Raw genomic sequence first — 19,930 nt, forward strand, 5'->3', positions numbered from 1 at the left:
CCAACTCGGCATGATCGCCCAGGATCGTGGGCGGTTGGAGGACGCCGAACGCTGGTACCAACAATCCCTCACCATTAAGGAGAACCTCGGCGACCGGCCCGGCATGGCCCGCAGCTACGCCCAGTTTGGCCTGCTCGCCGAAAAACGGGGCAACGAGCGCCAGGCGATGAACTGGGCATTGCGCTGCATCGTTCTTTTCCCCGACTTTCCTCATCCCTACTCCGGAAGCGCACCCAGCCAGCTGGCACGACTAACCCACAAACTCGGAGAGTCCGTGCTGGAGCATCTCTGGACTCAACTGACCGACCATACTCTCCCCCAACACATCCGAACCTACGTCCACAACCACCCCCCTGCGAACGGCGGCGACAACCGATGACCGAGCACACCACACCACACCCCGCGATCGAGAAAGCAGCACTCGCCGCTGCCGACCGCCTCGCCGCCGAGCACGGCCCGCGACTGCGCACTGACGTCCTTGCCGCCCTACACGCCCCCGACCACTCCCCCGGCCACTACCTCGACCCCATCGCCCTGGCATCCCTCATCGTCAGCGCCGCCACCCTGGCCTGGACCATCTACCAAGACCTCCGGACCACGAACCCGAAACCCGAAGCGGACACCATCGCCCGCCGCACCCGCCTCGAACTCCCCGCCGACAATCTCAACCCGCAACAACGGGGCTCCATCATCGAAATCGTGGTGAAAGAGATCACCGACAACGACTGATCCAGCCGACGCCTATAGCGCGATCAAGCCTCATATGCAGCACCAACTAACCACCGAGGTCGCCGTGCCGACACGCCCGCTCGTCGGCAGTAGCAGACGTTCGAAGCCCGGCGAACCAAGCCACCAGTGACCAGGTCCGTCACGCGGTCTCGAACCTTCTCTACCGGCCGCCTTGTACGCCGGTCTACGACAACGTCACAGCGCGAATCGCGCCGTGACTACCAGACTGCCGACACAAGTCCTTTGGTCAGCCCTATTCCCACCCTTTAGTGCTCCTGCCGAGGAGTCGAACGCACACCGGAGCTGGAGCAGAACTGGAGCGTTGTGCTTGCTTGACCCGGCAGTTAAGTGCGCTCAACCTGCGCCGACCACTCCCCCATTCGCAGCTGATTCTCCGTTTCCGCAGGTCAGGGGCACGTTCGGCCGCCACTGGGGGTCAAGGGGTCGCAGGTTCGAATCCTGTCAGCCCGACGGTCGGCTAGAGGGTCTCTGAGCTGGTGTTTCACCGCTCGGAGACCCTTTGTCGTTGATCCACTTCCGAGCCAGTGTGGGACACGGTCAACTCACCACCTTGAGCCCGACCTGCGCGGCCCGCTGGAGGTAGGCCGACAGCAGGTCTCCCGCATCGGCGAACTGATCATTGCTCGGATGCAGGTACCGCTGCGTAGTGTCCAACGAGCCGTGCCCAGCGATCAGCCGTAGGACGTGCACCGGAATCCCGGCATCGGCCATCCACGTTAGGCCCTTGTGGCGCAGGTCATGCCGCCTCAAATGCTCGTACCCCTGCTTGGCCACGACGTCGTCCCAGCGCGTCGCATCCCGCAGAACAGCGGTGGTGATCCTGCCGCCCCTCGGACCCGTGAACAGCCGGGTCTCTACCCACCCGATCAAGCTGTTCGGTGACCAACGGTCGAATCTCCTCGATCAACGGCACCAACCGCGCCCGCTTGCCCTTCGTGTTCTTCCCGCATCGCGTCCGAGTGAGCCCCCCGACCATCACCTACGCTTGCCATTGTCTGCTCCTGCGAGTGGACAGCACAGGAGCGGATGGGGTCGCCAAACCAGAATCCGCTTCTGTGCCTTCGGTTCTGAAGCCGCCATGAACGCGTGCGGCATCGCCGCGTGAGCCTTCGCGCGGTATGTCCCTTGTGGACCTAGGGCGTGTAGTAGCTGCCTGGGAGGGTCTCTGGGTCGGTCAACCTCCCTTCCCAGTCGCGCGCGATGAAGACCTCCGCAAGTGCTTCGTGCGTGTGCCGGGCATCAGTCCGCGCGATCGCCTGGAAGACCTCTTGGCACCAGCGGTAGTACTCGATCCACTCCGCCCGAGGTGCGCTCCTTCGCGGGCCGGGTGTGACGTAGGCCCGGCCACCAGCCAGCGTGTCCGGTATCGGCGCCCGCGACCGCCAGGACGGCCGCTGGGAGATCACGGGGGGTTCGTCGCGAGGAGCGGTCATGTCGCGTCCTGGCTGTGGGCGTTGGCTGCTTCGAGTTGAGCCCGACCGGTCTCGATCGCTTCGGCGAGCGTGGCCAGTGCGTCCCGGTCGACGATGAGGACCACGGGGAAGGCTTTGCCAAAGCGGATCTCCACCCGGTCGGCGAAGGGCAGCGCCTTCGCCCTGATGGGCAGGTCATCCGTGACGTTGACGTGGACCATGTCGCGCATGTCGGTCTCTAGTCGCTCACGCAGCCGTCTTCTGTTCGCCAGCGGGTTTGCGGCCGGTGGTGGGCGCGCGCATCCCGGTGGCGCGGAAGCTGTGCGCGATCCGCCCCTTGGCGTTGGCGTAGGGGGTGACGGTCAGGCCCTCGAACTCAACAGCCGCGAAGGGGAAACCGTTGGCCTTCTCCGGCGGTACGGGCTGGTGGTCGGCGGTTACCTTGACCTTGAACTCCGCGCCGAACCGCGCTGTGTCCTCGTTCGCGTCCAACGCCCGCACGATCCACACGAGCTGCCCGGTTTCCTTGTCCCGCTCCTGCTGCTTGGCTGCGGCCGGGTTGTCCGAGAACGCCATGGACGGCTCGACACCGAGCACGAACGCGCCCACGGGGAACACCTCCCCGAACTGGACCTGAAATCGCGTGGGGATGACTGGCATGATGCCGTTCCTCCTGGTCAGGCGCCCGGGCCTGTTCCCGGGCATACCTAACTTTCGTCCGAAATGGAGGACGGGAGCACCGCATGGCGGGACATCTACGGACGTCTCATGCTAGCTTAAGACGTCCCTAAACGTCACCGGAAAGGGTGACCATGGCCAACGAACGGCTCCGCGACGCACTGCTCAGGAACGGCCTCGACCTCGACAAAGTCGCCAAGGCCACCAACGTCGACCCGAAGACCGTCGAACGCTGGATCACCCAGGGGCGGACGCCGTACCCGCGTCACCGGCACACGATCGCGTCCATGGTCCGCGAGACCGAGAACTACCTATGGCCCGACGCCGTGGCCCCCGAGCGCAAGACCGAGATCGGCACGTCAGAGGTGGTCAAGCTCTACCCCCACCGCCACTCAGTACCGGCGGAGACCTTCGACCGGCTGTTGAACGGCGCCACCCGGCACATCGAGATCCTGATCTACGCGGGCATGTTCCTCGCCGACAACCCCCGGTTCATCCGCACCTTGCAGGCCAAAGCCGCGGAGAGCGTCAAGGTTCGCATCCTGCTCGGCGACCCCGCCGCCCGGGCCCTCGCCCTGCGTGGCGATGAGGAAGGCATCGGCCGCGAAGCCATCCCCGCCAAGGCCCGCAACTCACTAGCGTTCTTCCGCCCGCTCGCCGACACCCCAGGCGCCGAGGTCCGGGTCCACGGCACGACCCTCTACAACAGCATCTACCGCTATGACGACGACATGCTCGTCAATACCCATGTCTACGGTTTCGTGGCCGGGCACGCGCCCTTGCTCCACCTTCGCCGTCTCTCCGGCGGGGACCTGTTCGAGACCTACTCCGAGAGCTTCGACAGCGTCTGGGGCTTGGCCAAAATCCCCAAGTGGTAGGAGACCACCATGGCCCGCACCGACTACTACCACGACCCCAACGCCCCCACCCCGAACAGCATCGTCGTCGCGGTGACCGCCTACATCACCAATACCGACGGGCAGCTACTCCTGATCCGGCGCACCGACAACGACCTCTACTCAATCCCCGGCGGAGCGCTGGACGTGGGCGAAACCCTTACGCAGACGGTGGTTCGGGAGGTCAAGGAGGAGACCGGCATTGATGTCGAGGTGACCGGCCTGGTCGGCATTTACAGCGACCCGGGCCATGTCATCGCCTACACCGATGGCGAGGTCCGCCAAGAGTTCTCGATCTGCTTCCGAGCTCACGCGACCGGAGGCACGCTCCGGACCAGTGACGAGAGCAAGGAAGTCCTGTGGCGTTCGCCTGACTCCCTCGACGAGCTGAACATCCACCCGTCCATCCGACTCCGGATACTCCACGGCAGCCAGCGACAGGCGCCGTACTTCACGTAGCCGGTCGCACGCCAGGGGCAGGGTTGGCCCTGGCGTGCGACTCACATGTCAGGCCGCGTGGGCCTGGAGCCAGGTGAGGACGTCGTCGCCGAACTGATTGCTGTCAAGGCAGTTCACGTCCTCGACGGACAGAGCGGCGGTGACCGTCACTGGCGTCCTGTCGAGGAAGTAGCCGTAGACGCTGACTTTGGGTTCGCCCGGGTCGTCACCGACCTCCAGGTGCAGCGAGGTGTCGAGCAGGGTGTTGCGCCAGGCGAGTATCTGCGTGCACGCTTCCGGCCGGTCGCCGGGGACGTGGATCTCGACTCGGCTGGACGGGCGCTTGGTGCTGAACAGGTTGACGCTGCTGATGGTCAACTCGTCGTGCCAGTAGAGGTGGTGGCGGACAGTGTGGTTCAGGCGCGCCAGCTCGTCCCACACCAGGTTCGCCGCCGCGATACGGTGACGTCCGCCCGGTGGTACTGAAGCCAGCGGCACGCCTCCACGATGCGGTTCGAGGCGGTGTCGAACTCGTCGATCTCGATCCCCAAGCCCAGGGTGCCGTCATCCAGGCTCGCCCGGACCATCCCGGCGAACGTGACCAACTGGTCGATCTCCTCGATGAGACTCGGGATGGCCCCAGGCCATGGTGGCGGGTTCTCCGGGGCGCCGACCTGCTTGGTCGGACTGGCCGGGGCGATCTGCGGTGTGCTCACACGCGCTCCAAACGGTTGACAACTGGGCATCCAAGGGTGGCGACCAGCGCCGAGCGGATGCGAGACCCTCATCTAGCCGCACGACTCCATTCCGTCACATGGTGATGGTGACGCCCGAGCAGAATGCAAGCCCGAGATCGACACCACGTGATATGTGGGGCATATAGGGCGGTCATCTCGGCGCGGTTGTGGCGTGACGGGCGACCCTACGCGTTGTTACCGTGGGTACCTGGCTGGCTACCGATGGCGTGACCAGCGCTGATGCGGGAGCAGGCATGAGCACCTGGGGCGACCCCAACGACAGACCCGACCCGGCGATCTGGGACCACCCCGTCATGCGGGCCGCCCTCGCCGAGCGCGACATCGTCACCGTCTACCGCACCCTCAAGCGCCACGGCATCTCCCAACGCCGCATCGCCCACCTCACCGGCCAAGCCCAACCCGAGGTGTCCACCATCGCCCGCGGTCGCCAAGTCATCACCTACGACGTCCTCGCCCGCATCGCCGACGGCCTCGGCATCCCCGCGGCCTCATGGGCCTCGCCCACACCCCCACCGAGGAACCCGCCACCAGAGAGCCGGTGCCGACCGTGCCAGACCGACGAGAGTTCATGGGACTACTGGCCAAGATCGCCATGGGCGCCACCCTCACCACCGCGGACCTGGCGCTACTGAGCAGCCCCGCCGTCGCCACCCCCACACCATCACGCGTCGGCACCACCGAGGTCGACCAACTCCGCGAACTCACCCGCGTCCTCTGGACCCAAGAACAACAACTAGGCGGCGGCGCCGTCCGAAACGCAGTCATCGCCCAACTCGGCTGGGCCCGAACCCTGCTCAACGCCCCCCACACCGACAACGTCGACCACCAACTCCACGCCGTCCTCTCCGACCTCCTGACTCTCGCTGGCTGGTCCTCCCACGGCGTCGGCCTAGCCGGGCCAGCTCTCCGCTACACCGGCCAAGCCCTCACCATCGCCCGCCAGGCCAACGACCACATGCGCGCCGCACTCGCCCTCAACCAGATCGGCCGCATCTACACCCAGTCCCGCAACTACACCGAGGCCCACAACGCCTTCACCCTCGCCACCCTGTCCGCCGACCAGGCCGACTCCGGCCAGACCCAAGCTCTGGTCTACGCCTCCCACGCCCAAGCCCACGCCTCTACCGGCCAACCCCTACGCGCCGTAGACACCCTCATCCGCGCCGAATCAGCCCTCACCAACCCCGACAACCCACTCCCAGCACCCCGCACTTACACCCAAACCCTCCTCACCGGCGAAACCGGCCTCATCTACACCACCCTCGCCACCCAACAACCCACCTACGCCACCCAAGCCATCGACACCCTCACCGAAACCACCAGCCAGCCCCACACCCTCCGCACCAAACGCCTCGCCTTCCTCCTCACCGACCTAGCCACCGCCCACCTCACCGGCGGCGACCCGGAAGCAGGAGCTCACATCGGCCACCAGGTCGCCGACACGGCAGCCCACATCCGCTCCAACCGCCTGGTCGAACGCCTAGAGGTCATGCGTGCTGCCAGCGAAAGACACCCGACCAATTCACAGGCGGTCGAACTAGGCCACCGCATCGGCCGTTAGTCATCAATCTTCTTATGAGCACCCAAGATGCCAGCGCACCCGACGACTGGGTATCAGTCGCTAGAACAATCGACGACCGCATAACGTTACTCGGCTGGCGCCAGCGCGACCTGGCTCGACGCTCCCAGGTTTCCCAAGCCATCATCCGCGAACTCCAGTACAACACAACCAGACGTCGACGCAGCGCACGCACCCTCGAAGCACTCTCCATCGCACTGGGCCTGCACCCAAACCACCTCAACGACGTCCGCCTGGGTAAACAACCTTCCCCCGCTGGCCAGATAGCGGAGAACACCGGGGCGCCGAGTTTGGAGACGATTGAAAGACAACTAGCCCAGATCCTTACAAAGCTGAACGATCTCCAACTCTGTCAACGCAACCGCACTGACCACTTTTGCTGAACTTGCCTCTATAGGATCAAGGCCGCGCCGCCTGCGCGGCGCGAGCTGGCCCGCCCGGTCCGCAGGTGGTCCACATCCATCGCACCACGGCGCGGGCTCCCGCTGCGCTCCGCCCGCGCGGGCGCGCGGCGCGACCTGGCGGAGACTCTGCGCTGTCGCTCAGGCCTACGGCACCCACAGCCCGGAGGAAACCCGCACCAGTGAGAGGGCAAATCGTTCCCCGGGCTCGGGAAGCGCCAGCAGCTCCTGGACGGCGGCGGTCAGGCCACCCCGGTCGTACTTCCAGACCGTGCCGCCGCCGCCGAACTCCTCGGCCAGGACGCGCAGCGCGATGACCTCGGTGTAGCTGTAGATCCACAAGGCATTGGTGTAGCGCCGGACATGGCGGGTACCCACCAGGCCCACCAGAGCGCCGTCCGGATCGACCAACAGCCGGAACCCCCACCCGGCATCCTGGACCAGCACCAGGTCAGACAACTCGGGATATCTGAGCAGCGCATCGGCAACCGTGATGCCCGATTCAGACATGGTGCGGCTCCCGCAAGGCTCAGTCGGCAGGTGGGCGACACCCGGTACCAGCGACCACACCCCCGCGCACCGGGGTCAAGGACGTGGCTCAGTCGTCCTATACGAGAGGGGGACTCAACGAGTACCGGGTGTCTTGCATTTGACCATTGCGGTTCGCCCCGGCCGGATACAGCGCACTTCAGCGGCACTTCGGCGACAGGAACGTTGCACAGCCGCCGATGACCTGCGTAAACGACTGCCTACTGACCGTGTGGGACACTGAAGGGCATGGCACCGCCCCGTTCCCCTCTGGCCCGGCTGCGTAAGGCAGCGGGTTACACCCAGGAGAGCTTGGCCGCGCAACTGCACATCGACCGCATAACCTTCTACCGCTGGGAAGCGGGACGCAACGAGCCTCAGCCCTACCTGTGGCCCAAGCTAGCCGCGCTGCTCGGAATAGACCGAAGTGAGCTTCTGGCGCTGTTCGGGTCGTCCCGGGTTCGCAGCACTGCGCCCCCCGTGGCTCGTCCATCTCAGTCGCCACCGGTACTCGGTCCTCTGCGCCGGATGCTGGCAGGTAGGCAGACCGACCACCTGCCAGATGGCGCGGCGCTAGCCCCGCTCGTCAACCGGGCGCACCAGCTTTACCAGCACGCTGACTACGAGGCCACAGCCCGGGTCCTACCCCCGCTACTGCTCCAGCTCGACAACCAAACTGCGAGCCGTATTGCGGCTGTGCGGACCGCTAGCAGCTACATCGCGGCTGCCAAGTTGACCACCAAGCTCGGGGATATGCATACGGCATGGGTGACCGCCGATCGGGCACAACGAGCTGCCCGGGAAGCCGATGCCCCAGCACTGATCGCCGCAGCCCGCTACCAGGTGGCCTGTGCCCAGCTGCGCAGCGGCCACCTCGCCGATGCCCAGGACACTGCTGCCAGCGCTGCGGATGAGTTGGCTTCTGCACCGCAGCAGGAGGACGGTTGGCTGATCCTCTCGGCTCGCGGTTCGCTCCTCCTGCTGTCGGCAGTTATGGCCGCCCGCAGTGAGCAACACCGGAGCACTCGGGAACTGCTGACCCAAGCCCACCAGCTGGCCGATGGCCTCGGTGGTGACGGCAATTGGTTGTGGACCGGCTTCGGCCGTACCAACGTGGCCATCCACGAGCTGACTGTTGCCGTACAGCTCGGTGACGATGACCAAGCTCAAGAGCTCAGCGCCGCGCTGGACACCGACCGCTTGCCCGCGGTGCTCATCGGCCGCCGCTCCCAGGTACACCTGGATCTCAGCCGCGCCGCTGCCAACAGACAGGATGACAGTCTAGCCGTACTGCACCTACTCGAAGCGGAACGGGTCGCCAAGCAAGCCGTCTCTCGCATCGTAGGAGCCCACGAAGTTATCCGGACATTGCTAGGTCGGGAGCAGCGCAACAGCACTCCGGGGCTGCGGGCACTAGCCCAGCGGGCAGGTGTCCATGTCTGATCCGGTGCTGTACCTGGTCGGCTGTGCCGCACCACCTGTCCGCGACCTGGGCAGCCTCATTGCTCTCGTTCAGCCTCTCGGTTGGCGGGTCTGCGTCATCCCCACGCCGACAGCTGCCGAGTGGATCGATCTGCAAGCCTTGGCCGCACAGACTGGCTTCCCGGTACAGAGCACACCACGTCACCCTGATGACTCCCGCTCACTCCCGAAAGCCGATGCTGCGCTGGTCTGTCCTGCAACCTTTAACACGGTAAACAAATGGACAGCAGTCGTATCCGACAACTTCGCCCTAGGAGTACTTAACGAGGCTCTTGGCCTCCGGATTCCTACCTACCTTGCGCCCTACGCCAAGCCAGCCCTGGCAGCCCATCCGGCCTTTGGAGAGAGCTTGGTCAAATTGGAGCAGTGGGGTGTGGCCGTGCTGGAGAATGAGTTGGTGCGGCCAGAGGGTGCCAGCAAAACGATCCTGTGGGAGAGGTTCGTTGGCGTCCTGAGGGAATCGTTGATTTGAGCCATCGTTGAGCGTACTGCAGGAAGATCGCCTAGCAGAAAGGGATTGCGATGACCGGCCAAACCAAACGAATATCTACCAGCGCCTACCAGGCGTTACGAGATGCGTTACCAGTTGTCGTTTGGTATAAGAAGTCGTTCAATCGCTATCTCCGTACAGCTCTGCGTCAGCATCCCCAGCTTCTAACTGGCATCGACTTTGATCTGAGCAAGCGCGAAGTAGCAGACGAGCTTGTGGATCGGCTGATGCACGATGAACACATCTACCAGTCGGTCACCCTCCAGCTAATGATGGAGGTTGCAAATATGCACAAGTTCCCAGAACTTGAGCGTCTTGAAGACAGTGTGAATCTAGTCCGCAAAGCCAAGGAAGCGGTTGCTGAACTGCAACGGCATACTTCGCAGCACGAGCAGCTGATAATCGAGCGGGAGCGGTCGGAAGCGGAACGCAACGCGCATTCGCAGCAAGCCGAGTTGGCGAGAAGGTTCTCAGACGAGCTGGACACCCTCAAGAATGACTTCTATCGGCTTGCTTCGCAGGGAGATGGAAATCCTCATCAGCGAGGGCGCGACTTTGAGAAGTTTCTGAACCATCTCTTTGAGTTATTCGACCTTGAGCCTCGTCTGTCCTACGTGCTCACTAATGAGCAGATTGACGGCGCTTTTAGCTTTGATACCGATGATTACGTTCTTGAGGCGAAATGGACCAAGGATAAGGTAGACGTTCCGCAAGCGAATCACTTTGCAACCAAGGTACGAAACAAGGGAAAGAACGCTCTCGGGCTGCTAGTTAGCGTGAATGGTTTCACCGCTGGCGCGCTGGATGAGTACAAGCGAAGTACGCCTTTCATGACCATGGACCACGCCGACATCATCTGCGTACTCGAACAGCGTGCACGCCTAGACGATGTACTACGGCGCAAGAAGCGCCATGCCAATGAGACAGGTGAATGTCACTTTCCGATTAGCCGACTCTTCGAATAGGGTCGGACGAGTTGTCGACACTTTGCTAAGTTGTTAGCAAAGTGCATTCCATCTTGACCTGCCTACGCAACAAGCTCATACTGCCTGAATATGACCAACGAAGACCTATTCCGAGATCTCAAGCAATTCATTGCGACTACCGTGTCGCAGGAGGTAAGTGGCCTGCGTCAAGAGATGCAAACTGCGCTCAGAGAAGTAGTCCACCAAATCTCCGACCTGGACACCAAACTAGACACCATCCAACAAGCCGTAGGTGAATCCCTCCATACAGCAGAACAACAGCACCAAGATCACGAACGCCACATTAGCCGCTTGGAGCGGCGAGCGGCGTAATGGCCACTCACTTTCTCCAGTCAGTCCAGCAATCTCTACGACTGCCGACTCTCCCGCAACAACTTCGCCACGCTGCTCCGCCCGATGCCGTAGCGCTCAGCAAGCTGCATCCGGGTAGCTTCACCGGCTTCGAACGATGCCACGAGCTCGGCTACCTGTTGGGGAGTAAGCCGAGACGCCACCGGTCGCCGTGTCGCGGTCCGCTGGGGCCTAGCCCTCACGCTCACGCCCGGCTCATCCGCTTCCAATGCCAGAGCCAGCTGGCGGATGGATTCTTGCAGGTCAGACAGCAAATCAGGCTTGTTCAAGTAGCCGCGCAGGAGGTCGACGGTCGGAGCAACGCCCCTCATCCGCGAGTTTTCGCAGGTGGGGGGCGTTCTTTGTGTAGCTAGTCATGATCCTGAACTGATCCACTTCGGACGGTTTTGGGACCATCTGGGGACCACATCACGTCACCACCCTCAGATCGAGGGGTCCGGGGTGCACGCAGGTGGGCGAGAGCAGGTCGCCCGCGGTGGTGATCGACTGCTTGTCGGAGTGACGTCGAGGGGATCGGGCTGGTGGGCATCTACAGCGAACCGGGGATGTCATCGCTTACACCGACGGCGAGGGTTCTCGGATATGGCAGCTGGCAACAGGCGCTAGGCAAGCTGCTTCCCCGACATCAGGCCGGGGTTGCTTTGGTGGGTGTTGTCATTCGGTGGGTGGTTCGTAGTTTGCTTCGGTCAGGGCGGCGGCATGTTGGCGGTGGTGGTTTGCGGTGCGGGGGTCGCCTGAACGCTGGGTGATATCGGCTATTTCGTCGAGGATCTCGATTTGGCGGCGGGGTTGGCCGACTTGGCCGAAGAGGTCTAGGGCCTCGAGTAGCCGGGTGCGGGCCTCGGGTAGGTCGCCTTGGGAGTGTGCCAGGGTTCCCCACGTCCGCAGGACGGTCGCCTCGCCCATGGTGGCCGTGCCCGCGCGGAAGAGGGCCAGCGCCTGTTCGCAGTGCCGCAGGGCGAGCTCTGGGGATCCGATGGCGGCGAGGTTTTCGGCGGAGCGCCACATCAGGTAGCCGTGGATGGTGCTGTCGACCGGGGTGTTCTCCCCGGCGCGATGAGAGAAGAAGTCGATGCAGGCGGCCAGTTCGACGGCGGCAGCCTGGTGGTCGCCGGACTGGTGGAGCCGCGTGCCGCGGTGCATGCGGGCGATGTGCAGGTCCAGGGCGTTGCCCGCGCGGGTGAACAGGGCGATCGCCTCGTCCAGCAGGGTCTTGTGGTCGGCGTCGGGGTCGCAGTTGGTCAGGTAAACGCGCGCCCAGGCCTGTTCTCGTAGATCCCCTGCCGCTTCGGCGGCGGTGCGGGCCGATCTGGCGAGTTCGGCGGCCTCAGCCGGGCGGTCGAAGAGGGTGAACTCGGTCCAGGACAGGAAGTTGCGCAGCGCGGCCTCGGCGAGCCGGTCGTCGATGGCCAGCGCTGAGTCGAGGCCCAGCCCGAACACCTCGTGCCAGGTGGCCGCCGTGCCGCCGATCTCGGAGTACCAGTGCATCGCCCGCGCCAGGGCGATCACCTCGCGGTGCGCACCGCGCGCGGCGGTGCGGCGCAGCGCCGGGAGCCAGTTGGTCCGCTCGACCTCCAGCCACCGGCCCGCCGCGACGTGGTCCGGCAGCTCGGCGCAGGCCACCCTCGGTGTGCCGGAGGGGCGGAAGTGGCTGCCCGCGGCGCCGGTCGCGGTCCGCACCAGCCACGCGGTCAACCGTTCCTCGGCTTCCCGCGCGACCTCGGGGGGCTCGTCGCGCACCAGGCACTCGGCGGCGAAGACGCGCAGCAGGTCGTGGAACTGGTAGCGGCCCTGCTCCGGCGACGGCTGGAGCAGGCTCGCGTCGGCCAGTTCCTCCAGCAGGTCGTCGGCCTCGTCCGACCCGGTGAGCGCGACGACCGCGCCCGCCGCGAAATCGGCACCGGGTACCAGGGACAGCCTGCGGAACGCGGTCGCCGCCCGCTCGCGCAACTGCCGGTAGGACATGTCGAACACGCCGCGCAGGCGCAGGTCCCCCGCGGTCAGCGCGGTCAGCCTCCCGCCGCGGTCGCGCAGCTGGCCGACGAGGCGGTCGATCGGCCACTGCGGTCGGCTGGCCAAGCGGTTGCCCGCGATGCGCAGCGCCAGCGGCAGCCTGCCGCACAGCTCGACCAGCTCGGCCGACGCCCGGGGTTCGCCAGCCACCCGCGCCGGGCCGACGATCGAGACCACCAGCTCCACGGCCGCGTCGCGGCTCAACACCTCCAGCGCGGCGCGGTGCACGCCCGCCAGGCCGACCAGCATCTGCCTGCTGGTCACCAGGGTCAGGCTCCGGCTCCCGCCGAGCAGCAGCGGGCGGACCTGCGCCTCGTCGGCGGCGTCGTCGAGCACGATCAGCACTCGGCGGTCCCGCAACAGGAACCGGCACAGGTTGGTGCGCTGCTCGACCTCGGCGGGTACCCGGACACCGTCGACGCCCAGCGACCGCAGCACGACGTGCAACAGGTCGGCCGGGGTGCCCGGCACCTCGGCCATACCGCGCAGCTTGAGGAAGATCCGGCCGTCGGGGAACAGCCCGCCGAGCGCGTGGGCGGCGCTGGTGGCCACCGCCGTCTTACCCGTGCCGGGCGGGCCGCTCAGCACCAGGACCTCCCCGGCGCGCCCGCCCGCCGCGGCCACCTCAGCCAGGTCCCGCACGTCGGCCAGTTCCGCCGCGCGCCCGACTAGGTCGTCGACCTCCGGGGGCAGCACACCGACCACCGCCGGGCTGAACACCGGCGCGGTCGCGGTGGCGGGCGCGGTCGGCTCCGGGCGCGGTCGGGCCGCCTTCGCGGTCGCCAGCAAGCCGCCCAGCTCGACCTCGGAGAGCCGCAACGGGCCTGCCAGCGCCGCGATCGTGCGCCGCTGCGGGCTCCTGGCGACCCCGCGCTCGATGTCGCTGATCGCCCGGACGCTGATCCCCGCGTGCTCGGCCAGTTCCTCCTGCGTCAGCCGTGCGCGTTCCCGGCGCGCCCGCACCACCGTCCCGAGGTCCTGGGGACGCGGGTCATCCGGTGCCTTCACCACGCGCCCAATCAATCATGGCCGGGCCTGGGCCTCAAGGGGCCCGGGTTCCGCACTCCTGCCTGCCCGGGCCATTCCCGCCGGTCGTTGCGCGTGGTGCCCGCCGCACCGGTCGGCGATCATCCACGGCACCGCCGAGTGCCCACCCCGCCACTTCGGCCGGGACAGCCGAGCGGGAGCCGGGGTGCGCCAGCCAAGCTCTGCCGCGCGGTCGCCTGAACCGGGACGAGCTTGATCACCCGTGCGCACCCCTCGATCACCTCCGCCGGGTCATCGCCGCGGGCAGCGCGTCGACCGGGCACCCGGGCACGGTTTCCCGCTCCAGCACCAGATCGGGCACCGCGCCGCGGGCGGGGCCGACGCGGGCCGCCACCACCGGATCGCCGTCGCACTCCAGCTGTTCACGCGCGAACAGCTGGATGAGGTCGTGGTGGGTGTACCGGCCGCGGGTCTCGGCGATGCCGATCAACCCGGCGTCGGCCAACTCCTCCAGCGCGGCCTCCGCCGCCTCGGGCGGCAGACCGGACACCGCGGCGGCCAACTCCACCGAGGTTTCGCGGCCCGCCACCAGCGCCAGCCCGCGGAACACCCGCGCCACCTCAGCGGGCAGGTGCCGGTAGGACAGCTCGAACGCGGTGCGCACGCGCAGGTCACCGGCCGCCAGCACGGAGAGCCTGCGCCGCTGACCCTCGAGTTGCCCGCACAGGTGCTCGATCGTCCACCGACCGCGGCTGGTCAACCGGTTGCCCGCGATGACCAGCGCCAGCGGAATGCCACCGCACAGCCGCGCCACCCGGGCCGCGGCGGCGGGTTCGGCCAGCACCCGACCCGCGACCGCGACCGCCGCCAACAGCCGGACCGAGGCTTCGGTGGACAGCACCCCCACCGCCAACCGGTGCCGAACCGCCAATCCGGCCAGTGTGCCGCGGCTGGTCACCAGCACCACCGATCCCGGGCCACCCGCGAGCAGCGGCCGCACCTGCGCCTCCGTCGCGGCGTTGTCCAGGACGAGCAGCCGCGGGCGGTCGCGTACCAGCGACCGGTACAGGGCCAGCCGGTCCTCCTCGTCGTCGGGGACCGCGCGCTCGTCGACGCCGAACGCGGCCAGCAGCCGGTGCGCCGCGGCCGCGGGCGTGAGCGGGTCGGGGCCCATGCCGCGCAGGTCCAGGAAGTGGCACCCGCCCTCGAACCGGTGCCCCAGCCGGTGACCGGCGGCCACGACCAAGGCGGTCTTGCCCACCCCCGGCAGTCCGTGCACCAGCACGGTCCGCGCACCCGGCCCGGCGGCGGCCTGTTCGGCCTGGGCCTCGAGCTCGTGCAGCTCGCTGTCGCGGCCGGTGACCTCAAGCACGACCGGCGGCAACGCGCACATCCCGGCGTGCGGCGAGGTATCCCCGCCCTGGACCGCGCCAGTGAATCCCAGGAACTCGGTTTCGCGGTCGCCGGCCAGCCCCAGGCCGCCCGCCAGCAGCCGCGCGGTCCGGCGCTGCGGCCTGCGCGCTCGACCGCTCTCCACCTCGCGGATGGCCCGGACGCTGACCCCGGTGCGCTCGGCCAACTCCTCCTGCGTCAACCGGACCCGCAACCGGTGGAACCGCAGCAGGTCCCCGAACGCCGCGCTCGCCATGCGGTGGGCTCCCTCCCGGCGACCAGTGGCCTGGAGTCTCCCACGGTGGCCGACCGCGTGTGCCCGTGTTGCCCGCATCGCCCGGAGCCAGGCGCGACAAGGCTTGCGGGCCCAGCGCGGCCGAAGGCCGCAGGCGACAGCCAGTACGTGCCAGGGCTTCTGGGAAACCGTTGTGGTACAGGCGAAACGGACAACCGCGTGGCGCACTGATTCCTGCCTGTCGTTCTTCGTGTTCCCCGTCGTGATCGCGTGCTGCACTGATCCCCGGGGGCCGCCCGCGAAGAGTGGATGGCCCTTCGGATGGGGGAATCTGCGTGGTCGGCAGGTCCGACCACGCGACACCGTGGAGGAGTAGTGATGAGGAAAAGGCTCACGGCCGTCGTCGCCGTGGTGGGGGTGGCGCTCGCGGTTGGAGCGACAGTGCCCGCGGCCGGGGCACCCGCGACCGCGGCGGGCCCGGCCCCGGTGATCGTCCACGTCGTCGCGCACCAGGACGACGACATCCTGTTCATGAACCCCGACCTGCAGAACTCGATCCGGGTGGGGCGGCCGGTCAAGACCATCTTCGTCACCGCCGGGGAGAACACGCACGGCCCCGGCGCCGAGGGCCCGCTGCCCGACCGCGGCACCTGCAAGGCGGGCGACGACCTGGTCCGGGAGGAGTACGCCTACTGCAGGCAGCGGGGCGCCATGGCCGCGAACGCGCTGATGGCGGGGCGCGCCGACGCGTGGGACCACGGCACCGTGTCGGTCGACACCGGCGACGGCCCGGTCACCGTGGACGAGTACACGCTGCGCGGCAGGCCCGACCTGGCGCTGGTGTTCCTCAACCTGCCGGAGAACGCCGACGGTCACCCCGACGTCGCCCCGCAGGGTGAGGGCAGCCTGGTCCACCTGTGGGAGCGCACCGGAACCGCGAACACCGTGCTGACCTGGGGCACCTACGCGCCGCGCTACAGCTACGACCACGACCGGCTGGTGGACGTGCTGCGCGGCCTGTTCGACCACTACCACCCGACCGTCATCCGGGCGCAGGACCCGGAACCCGACCCCAGGTACGCCGGTGACCACGCCGACCACATCCGCACCGCCCGCTTCGCCGCCGAGGCGGCCGGGGCGCACACCGACGAGACGGGCAACGCGGCTGTCGACCTGGTCAACTACCGCGACTACAACATCTCCGACGGACAGCAGAACCTGACCGGGCTCGCCGACCGGCCCGACGGCGGTCGCGACCAGAAGGCGGCCGCCTACCTCGCCTACGACGGCTGGGACCTCTACACCTCCCCCACCAGCTCGACCTACCTGGGCTGGACCAAGCGCATGTACCACCGGTACCCGACCGGGACCACCTGGGTCGGCGCGAACGCCGACGGCCGTTTGGAGGCGTTCGCCGTGCTGAGCGGTCGCCTGGTCACCTGGTACCAGGGGGCCGACGGCGAGTTCGGCCGGGGTGAGGTGCTGGCCACCCCGTGGCCCCTGCTGCCCGGCCTGACCGTAGGCCGCAACGCCGACCACCGGCTCCAGGTGTTCGCCCGCCGCGCCGACACCTTCGAGGTCGTGACGACCTGGCAGGTGCGGGCGAACGACGTGTTCTCCAGCCAGTGGGCGTCGCTGGGCAACCCCAACGCCGGGTCGAACACCGAGGCCCAGGTCGGTGCCCCGGTCGCGGTGCTCGGCCAGGACGGGCTGTTGCGCGTGGCGGTGAAGAACGGTGGCGGCGGGGTCAGTCTGATCACCCAGCGCGTGGCGAACGGGGCGTGGAACACCACCTGGGCCGACCTCGGCGGTGGACCGGGCGTGCAGGACCCGGTCGCTCTGGGGGTCGACCGGACCAACGGCGTCAACGTGTTCGCGTACTCCATCGACAACGGCGTCGGTTCCATCCGGCGCTGGCGCGCCGCACCCGGCCAGGACTACGTCGCGCAGCCGAAGCTGGCCGGGTACGAGCCCTCCGGTCCGCCTTCGGTGGTGCACAACAAGGACGGCAGGCTCGACGTGTTCTACCGGCTGGCCACCAACTCCGGCAACGACTTCGCGGGCTTGGTCGGTCACACGTGGCAGCGCGCCGACGAGACGTTCAGCCCGTACGGCGAGCAGATCGGCGGCCACGGCGGCGTCGGTGCAGTTGCCGCGAGCGACGCGCCCGGTCCCTGGGCGGGTTCCACGCCGGTCGCGGACTCGCGCATCCTGGTCTTCACCGGGAACGCGGGCTCCGGCCAGAGCACGACCAGGCAAACCGGACCCAACGCGGGCTATGCCACCTCGTGGTCCGACGTCGGCTCGGTGCACGTCGACCAACCCGCCGCCGCCGTCGACCGCGACGGCTGCGTGTTCTCCTTCGCGCTGACCGACGCGGGGCACTTGGTCGTGCGCAACCAGATCCTGTGCAGTGGTGGTTCACCGCTGAGCCGCTATCGCGAGATCGAAGGTCCCTGACCGATCCGCGCACGTGACGCCCGGGCAGGCACGCTCCGACCTGTCCCGGTGTCCTGAAGCGGGCGCCTCGCACCCCGATCGCCCCCGGGCGTGCGAGGCGCCCTTCTGCGGTGGACCGACGATCCCGCGACAGTGCGACCGCCGGACCGGCTGTGCGGGTACCGGCAGCATCTCGGCTTGGCGACACACCCCCCGCTCGCGCCTGCCCGGCTAGGCGGACGGAGCCTGGATGAGGCGGCTCTCGTAGGCGAAGATCACGGCCTGGATCCGGTCGCGGAGTTCGAGTTTGTGCAGGATGCGCCCCAGGTGGGACTTCACCGTCGCCTCGGCGAGCTGCAGGGTGGCGGCGATCTCCACATTGGACAGACCGGAGCCCACCTGGACGAGCACCTCGCGCTCACGCGCGCTGAGCCTGCTCAACCGCTCGTCGCGGGCGGCGGTGGCGGCGCCGGGGATGTGTGGGCGGAATTTCTCCAGCAGGCGGCGGGTGATGCGCGGGGAGACCACCGCGTTGCCCGCGGCCACGGTGCGGATCGCGGTGAGCAGTTCCTCGGGCCTGGTGTTCTTCAACAGGAAACCCGACGCCCCGGCTTTGAGTCCGGCGAAGGCGTACTCGTCCACGTCGAAGGTGGTGAGGACCAGCACCCTGGTCTGCGGGCAGGTCTGCACGATCTGCCGGGTCGCCTCGATCCCGTCGGTCCCCGGCATGCGGACGTCCATGAGGACGACGTCGGGGCGCAGGTCGGCTGCGAGGCGGACGGCGGTGGCACCGTCCTCGGCTTCACCGACCACCGCCAGGTCGGGCTGGGCTTCCAGGACCATGCTGAACGCCATGCGCAGCAACGCCTCGTCGTCGGCGATCAGGACGCGGATCGTCATGCGGACGCCGCCGGGCCGCCGAAGACGAGGCGGGTGTGCACTCCCCAGCCACCACCGGGAAGCGGTCCGGCCAGCACCGTCCCCCCGTAGCCCGCCGAGCGCTCGCGCATGCCGGTGATGCCGTGGCCAGCGGGGGTGACGAGGGAAGCCTGCGGGCCGGTGTCGGTGACATCGACCGTGACGGCCTCGGCGGCGCACGCGATCCGGACCGTCGCATGTGTACCGGTGGGTGTGTGCTTGAGGGTGTTGGTCAAGGCTTCCTGCACCAAGCGGTAGACGGTCAGTTGCGCGGTCGCGGGTATGTGCGTGTGGCCACCGTCGATGTCGAGGCTGGTCGGGAGCCCGGCGGCGCACATCTGACCCGCGAGGGTCTCCAGTTGCGCGATGCCGGGCAGCGGGTGGCGCGCCGCGTCCAGTTCGTCGGTGCGCAGGACGCCGAGTGAGCGCCGCATGTCGGTCAATGCCTGCCTGCCGGTTTCGGCGACCTGGAGCATCGCGGTGGTGGCCTTGTCCGGCGACCGGTGCTGCGCGTGGACGGCGGCGTCGGTGAGCGCGACCATGACGGACAGGTTGTGGGTGACGATGTCGTGCATCTCCCTGGTGATCCTGGCCCTTTCCTCGACGACGGCCCTATCCCGCAAGGCTTCCAGGTAGGCGCGCGTGGTCCGGTCGTTCACACCGAGGGCGGCCGCGGCGACGACCAAGGCGGTGAGCGCGGCGAACGGGGTCAGGAACGCGCCGTCCGTCGCCCAGCGTAGACATGCGAAGGCCGCCCCGATCTCCACGACCATGACAGCGACGAGCGTGACGCGCCTGCTCGCGTTCGCGGCCACTGTGTACAGAGCCACCAGCAGTGCGACGTCCGCGGGCAGCTGGATGTCCACAAGCAACTGGACGAAGGCCGCGGCCACCACTACACCGAACACTGTGAGCGGGGCCTGGCGCCGCCACACCAAGGGCAGCGCGAGTGCGACGGTGAGCGCGGCGGCCACGGGTAGCTCCGCGGGTGTCCACATGGTCAAGACGTTCAGCAGGAGGAGCGCAGGGAGCAGCGAGTCCCACACCGCCAGCGGCAGTCGGGACGCCCAGCGCAGCTCGGACATCATATGGCGATGGTAGGTCGACGGCCCCGCCGCGCACATGAGCCCACCGTCTGACGTCGACGGGACGGATTGCGACCACGGTAGGAGTCCCGATACCTCCTGTGGTCGTACT

At 67.5% G+C, this 19,930-nt stretch carries 20 protein-coding genes and 1 pseudogene; 10 read left to right on the forward strand and 11 right to left on the reverse strand.

Annotation, left to right across the window (positions count from 1 at the left end):
- A partial coding sequence (locus LV75_RS08720) for a tetratricopeptide repeat protein (protein WP_253886289.1) occupies nt 1–379 on the forward strand: 379 nt, incomplete at its 5' end.
- Complete coding sequence (locus LV75_RS08725) at nt 376–729, forward strand: hypothetical protein (RefSeq protein WP_253886290.1); 354 nt, start codon at nt 376–378, stop codon at nt 727–729. The genes LV75_RS08720 and LV75_RS08725, both read left to right, overlap by 4 nt.
- A 558-nt stretch (nt 730–1,287) precedes the next feature.
- Here the strand turns inward: LV75_RS08725 and LV75_RS08730 are convergent.
- From LV75_RS08730 to LV75_RS08745, 4 genes are all read right to left on the reverse strand, one after another.
- Entirely contained in the window at nt 1,288–1,620 is a 333-nt protein-coding gene (locus tag LV75_RS08730) for a tyrosine-type recombinase/integrase (protein WP_253886291.1), read from the reverse strand.
- A 263-nt stretch (nt 1,621–1,883) separates the two neighbouring features.
- Complete coding sequence (locus LV75_RS08735; protein WP_253886292.1) at nt 1,884–2,183, reverse strand: AMED_5909 family protein; 300 nt, start codon at nt 2,181–2,183, stop codon at nt 1,884–1,886.
- On the reverse strand, nt 2,180–2,392 hold the full coding sequence (locus LV75_RS08740) for a hypothetical protein (protein WP_253886294.1): 213 nt from the start codon (nt 2,390–2,392) through the stop codon (nt 2,180–2,182). Before LV75_RS08740 ends, LV75_RS08735 begins: the two co-directional genes overlap by 4 nt.
- Before the next feature lie 16 nt (nt 2,393–2,408).
- Nucleotides 2,409–2,822 carry a plasmid replication, integration and excision activator gene (locus tag LV75_RS08745; RefSeq protein WP_253886295.1) on the reverse strand — a complete coding sequence of 138 codons (414 nt, stop codon included), beginning with the start codon at nt 2,820–2,822 and terminating at the stop codon, nt 2,409–2,411.
- A 152-nt stretch (nt 2,823–2,974) separates the two neighbouring features.
- Between LV75_RS08745 and LV75_RS08750 the strand changes: the two genes are divergently transcribed.
- Complete coding sequence (locus LV75_RS08750) at nt 2,975–3,718, forward strand: XRE family transcriptional regulator (protein ID WP_253886296.1); 744 nt, start codon at nt 2,975–2,977, stop codon at nt 3,716–3,718.
- A gap of 9 nt (nt 3,719–3,727) precedes the next feature.
- Nucleotides 3,728–4,195: an NUDIX hydrolase gene (locus LV75_RS08755; protein ID WP_253886297.1), complete on the forward strand. Its 468-nt coding sequence runs from the start codon at nt 3,728–3,730 to the stop codon at nt 4,193–4,195.
- A 48-nt stretch (nt 4,196–4,243) separates the two neighbouring features.
- On the opposite strand, the gene LV75_RS08760 is transcribed toward LV75_RS08755, so the two are convergent.
- Entirely contained in the window at nt 4,244–4,615 is a 372-nt protein-coding gene (locus tag LV75_RS08760; protein WP_253886298.1) for a hypothetical protein, read from the reverse strand.
- Complete coding sequence (locus LV75_RS08765; RefSeq protein ID WP_253886299.1) at nt 4,591–4,890, reverse strand: hypothetical protein; 300 nt, start codon at nt 4,888–4,890, stop codon at nt 4,591–4,593. The genes LV75_RS08760 and LV75_RS08765 overlap by 25 nt, the downstream gene beginning before the upstream one ends.
- 335 nt (nt 4,891–5,225) lie before the next feature.
- Between LV75_RS08765 and LV75_RS36005 the strand changes: the two are divergent.
- Both LV75_RS36005 and LV75_RS08775 read left to right on the forward strand, forming a co-directional pair.
- Nucleotides 5,226–5,405 (forward strand): annotated as a pseudogene (locus LV75_RS36005) (helix-turn-helix domain-containing protein); the annotation flags it as partial.
- Nucleotides 5,406–5,422: 17 nt separating this feature from the next.
- The gene (locus tag LV75_RS08775; protein WP_486303605.1) at nt 5,423–6,493 is read left to right on the forward strand and encodes an NsdA family TPR-like regulatory protein; all 1,071 of its coding nucleotides are present in this window, start codon (nt 5,423–5,425) and stop codon (nt 6,491–6,493) included.
- 566 nt (nt 6,494–7,059) lie between these two features.
- On the opposite strand, the gene LV75_RS08785 is transcribed toward LV75_RS08775, so the two are convergent.
- Complete coding sequence (locus tag LV75_RS08785) at nt 7,060–7,422, reverse strand: hypothetical protein (RefSeq protein ID WP_253886303.1); 363 nt, start codon at nt 7,420–7,422, stop codon at nt 7,060–7,062.
- Between the two features lie 267 nt (nt 7,423–7,689).
- Between LV75_RS08785 and LV75_RS36010 the strand changes: the two genes are divergently transcribed.
- The 3 genes from LV75_RS36010 to LV75_RS08800 are packed head-to-tail and all read left to right on the forward strand — an operon-like array spanning nt 7,690 to nt 10,377.
- Nucleotides 7,690–8,883 (forward strand): helix-turn-helix transcriptional regulator, encoded by a 1,194-nt coding sequence (locus LV75_RS36010; RefSeq protein ID WP_504923297.1) that lies wholly within the window; start codon nt 7,690–7,692, stop codon nt 8,881–8,883.
- Nucleotides 8,876–9,394 carry a flavoprotein gene (locus LV75_RS08795; protein WP_253886305.1) on the forward strand — a complete coding sequence of 173 codons (519 nt, stop codon included), beginning with the start codon at nt 8,876–8,878 and terminating at the stop codon, nt 9,392–9,394. The genes LV75_RS36010 and LV75_RS08795 overlap by 8 nt, the downstream gene beginning before the upstream one ends.
- 50 nt (nt 9,395–9,444) lie before the next feature.
- The gene (locus tag LV75_RS08800) at nt 9,445–10,377 is read left to right on the forward strand and encodes a restriction endonuclease (protein WP_253886306.1); all 933 of its coding nucleotides are present in this window, start codon (nt 9,445–9,447) and stop codon (nt 10,375–10,377) included.
- Between the two features lie 1,026 nt (nt 10,378–11,403).
- On the opposite strand, the gene LV75_RS08805 is transcribed toward LV75_RS08800, so the two are convergent.
- A complete protein-coding gene (locus tag LV75_RS08805; protein ID WP_253886307.1) occupies nt 11,404–13,773 on the reverse strand; it encodes an ATP-binding protein in 2,370 nt (789 codons plus the stop codon).
- A gap of 253 nt (nt 13,774–14,026) precedes the next feature.
- Entirely contained in the window at nt 14,027–15,397 is a 1,371-nt protein-coding gene (locus tag LV75_RS08810; protein WP_253886308.1) for a helix-turn-helix domain-containing protein, read from the reverse strand.
- Nucleotides 15,398–15,754: 357 nt separating this feature from the next.
- On the opposite strand from LV75_RS08810, the gene LV75_RS08815 reads away from it, so the two are divergent.
- Nucleotides 15,755–17,836: a DUF8189 domain-containing protein gene (locus LV75_RS08815; protein ID WP_253886309.1), complete on the forward strand. Its 2,082-nt coding sequence runs from the start codon at nt 15,755–15,757 to the stop codon at nt 17,834–17,836.
- A 210-nt stretch (nt 17,837–18,046) separates the two neighbouring features.
- On the opposite strand, the gene LV75_RS08820 is transcribed toward LV75_RS08815, so the two are convergent.
- Both LV75_RS08820 and LV75_RS08825 read right to left on the reverse strand, forming a co-directional pair.
- A complete protein-coding gene (locus tag LV75_RS08820) occupies nt 18,047–18,715 on the reverse strand; it encodes a response regulator transcription factor (protein ID WP_253886310.1) in 669 nt (222 codons plus the stop codon).
- Nucleotides 18,712–19,818, reverse strand: coding sequence for a sensor histidine kinase (locus LV75_RS08825; protein WP_253886311.1), 1,107 nt, complete (start codon nt 19,816–19,818; stop codon nt 18,712–18,714). The genes LV75_RS08820 and LV75_RS08825 overlap by 4 nt, the downstream gene beginning before the upstream one ends.
- Nucleotides 19,819–19,930: the final 112 nt, after the last annotated feature.

Origin of the sequence: Actinokineospora diospyrosa (genome assembly GCF_024171925.1) — a bacterium.
Lineage (GTDB): Bacteria > Actinomycetota > Actinomycetes > Mycobacteriales > Pseudonocardiaceae > Actinokineospora > Actinokineospora diospyrosa.

What these genes read in the sequence shown, in the direction of transcription:
- LV75_RS08750 (WP_253886296.1), top strand. Translation starts at nt 2,975, where the DNA reads ATGGCCAACGAACGGCTCCGCGACGCACTGCTCAGGAACGGCCTCGAC.
- LV75_RS08810 (WP_253886308.1), bottom strand. Translation starts at nt 15,397, where the DNA reads ATGGCGAGCGCGGCGTTCGGGGACCTGCTGCGGTTCCACCGGTTGCGG.
- LV75_RS08820 (WP_253886310.1), bottom strand. Translation starts at nt 18,715, where the DNA reads ATGACGATCCGCGTCCTGATCGCCGACGACGAGGCGTTGCTGCGCATG.
- LV75_RS08800 (WP_253886306.1), top strand. Translation starts at nt 9,445, where the DNA reads ATGACCGGCCAAACCAAACGAATATCTACCAGCGCCTACCAGGCGTTA.
- LV75_RS08745 (WP_253886295.1), bottom strand. Translation starts at nt 2,822, where the DNA reads ATGCCAGTCATCCCCACGCGATTTCAGGTCCAGTTCGGGGAGGTGTTC.
- LV75_RS08740 (WP_253886294.1), bottom strand. Translation starts at nt 2,392, where the DNA reads ATGCGCGACATGGTCCACGTCAACGTCACGGATGACCTGCCCATCAGG.
- LV75_RS08725 (WP_253886290.1), top strand. Translation starts at nt 376, where the DNA reads ATGACCGAGCACACCACACCACACCCCGCGATCGAGAAAGCAGCACTC.
- LV75_RS08795 (WP_253886305.1), top strand. Translation starts at nt 8,876, where the DNA reads ATGTCTGATCCGGTGCTGTACCTGGTCGGCTGTGCCGCACCACCTGTC.
- LV75_RS08735 (WP_253886292.1), bottom strand. Translation starts at nt 2,183, where the DNA reads ATGACCGCTCCTCGCGACGAACCCCCCGTGATCTCCCAGCGGCCGTCC.
- LV75_RS08755 (WP_253886297.1), top strand. Translation starts at nt 3,728, where the DNA reads ATGGCCCGCACCGACTACTACCACGACCCCAACGCCCCCACCCCGAAC.
- LV75_RS08815 (WP_253886309.1), top strand. Translation starts at nt 15,755, where the DNA reads ATGAGGAAAAGGCTCACGGCCGTCGTCGCCGTGGTGGGGGTGGCGCTC.
- LV75_RS08785 (WP_253886303.1), bottom strand. Translation starts at nt 7,422, where the DNA reads ATGTCTGAATCGGGCATCACGGTTGCCGATGCGCTGCTCAGATATCCC.
- LV75_RS08825 (WP_253886311.1), bottom strand. Translation starts at nt 19,818, where the DNA reads ATGTCCGAGCTGCGCTGGGCGTCCCGACTGCCGCTGGCGGTGTGGGAC.
- LV75_RS08775 (WP_486303605.1), top strand. Translation starts at nt 5,423, where the DNA reads ATGGGCCTCGCCCACACCCCCACCGAGGAACCCGCCACCAGAGAGCCG.
- LV75_RS36010 (WP_504923297.1), top strand. Translation starts at nt 7,690, where the DNA reads ATGGCACCGCCCCGTTCCCCTCTGGCCCGGCTGCGTAAGGCAGCGGGT.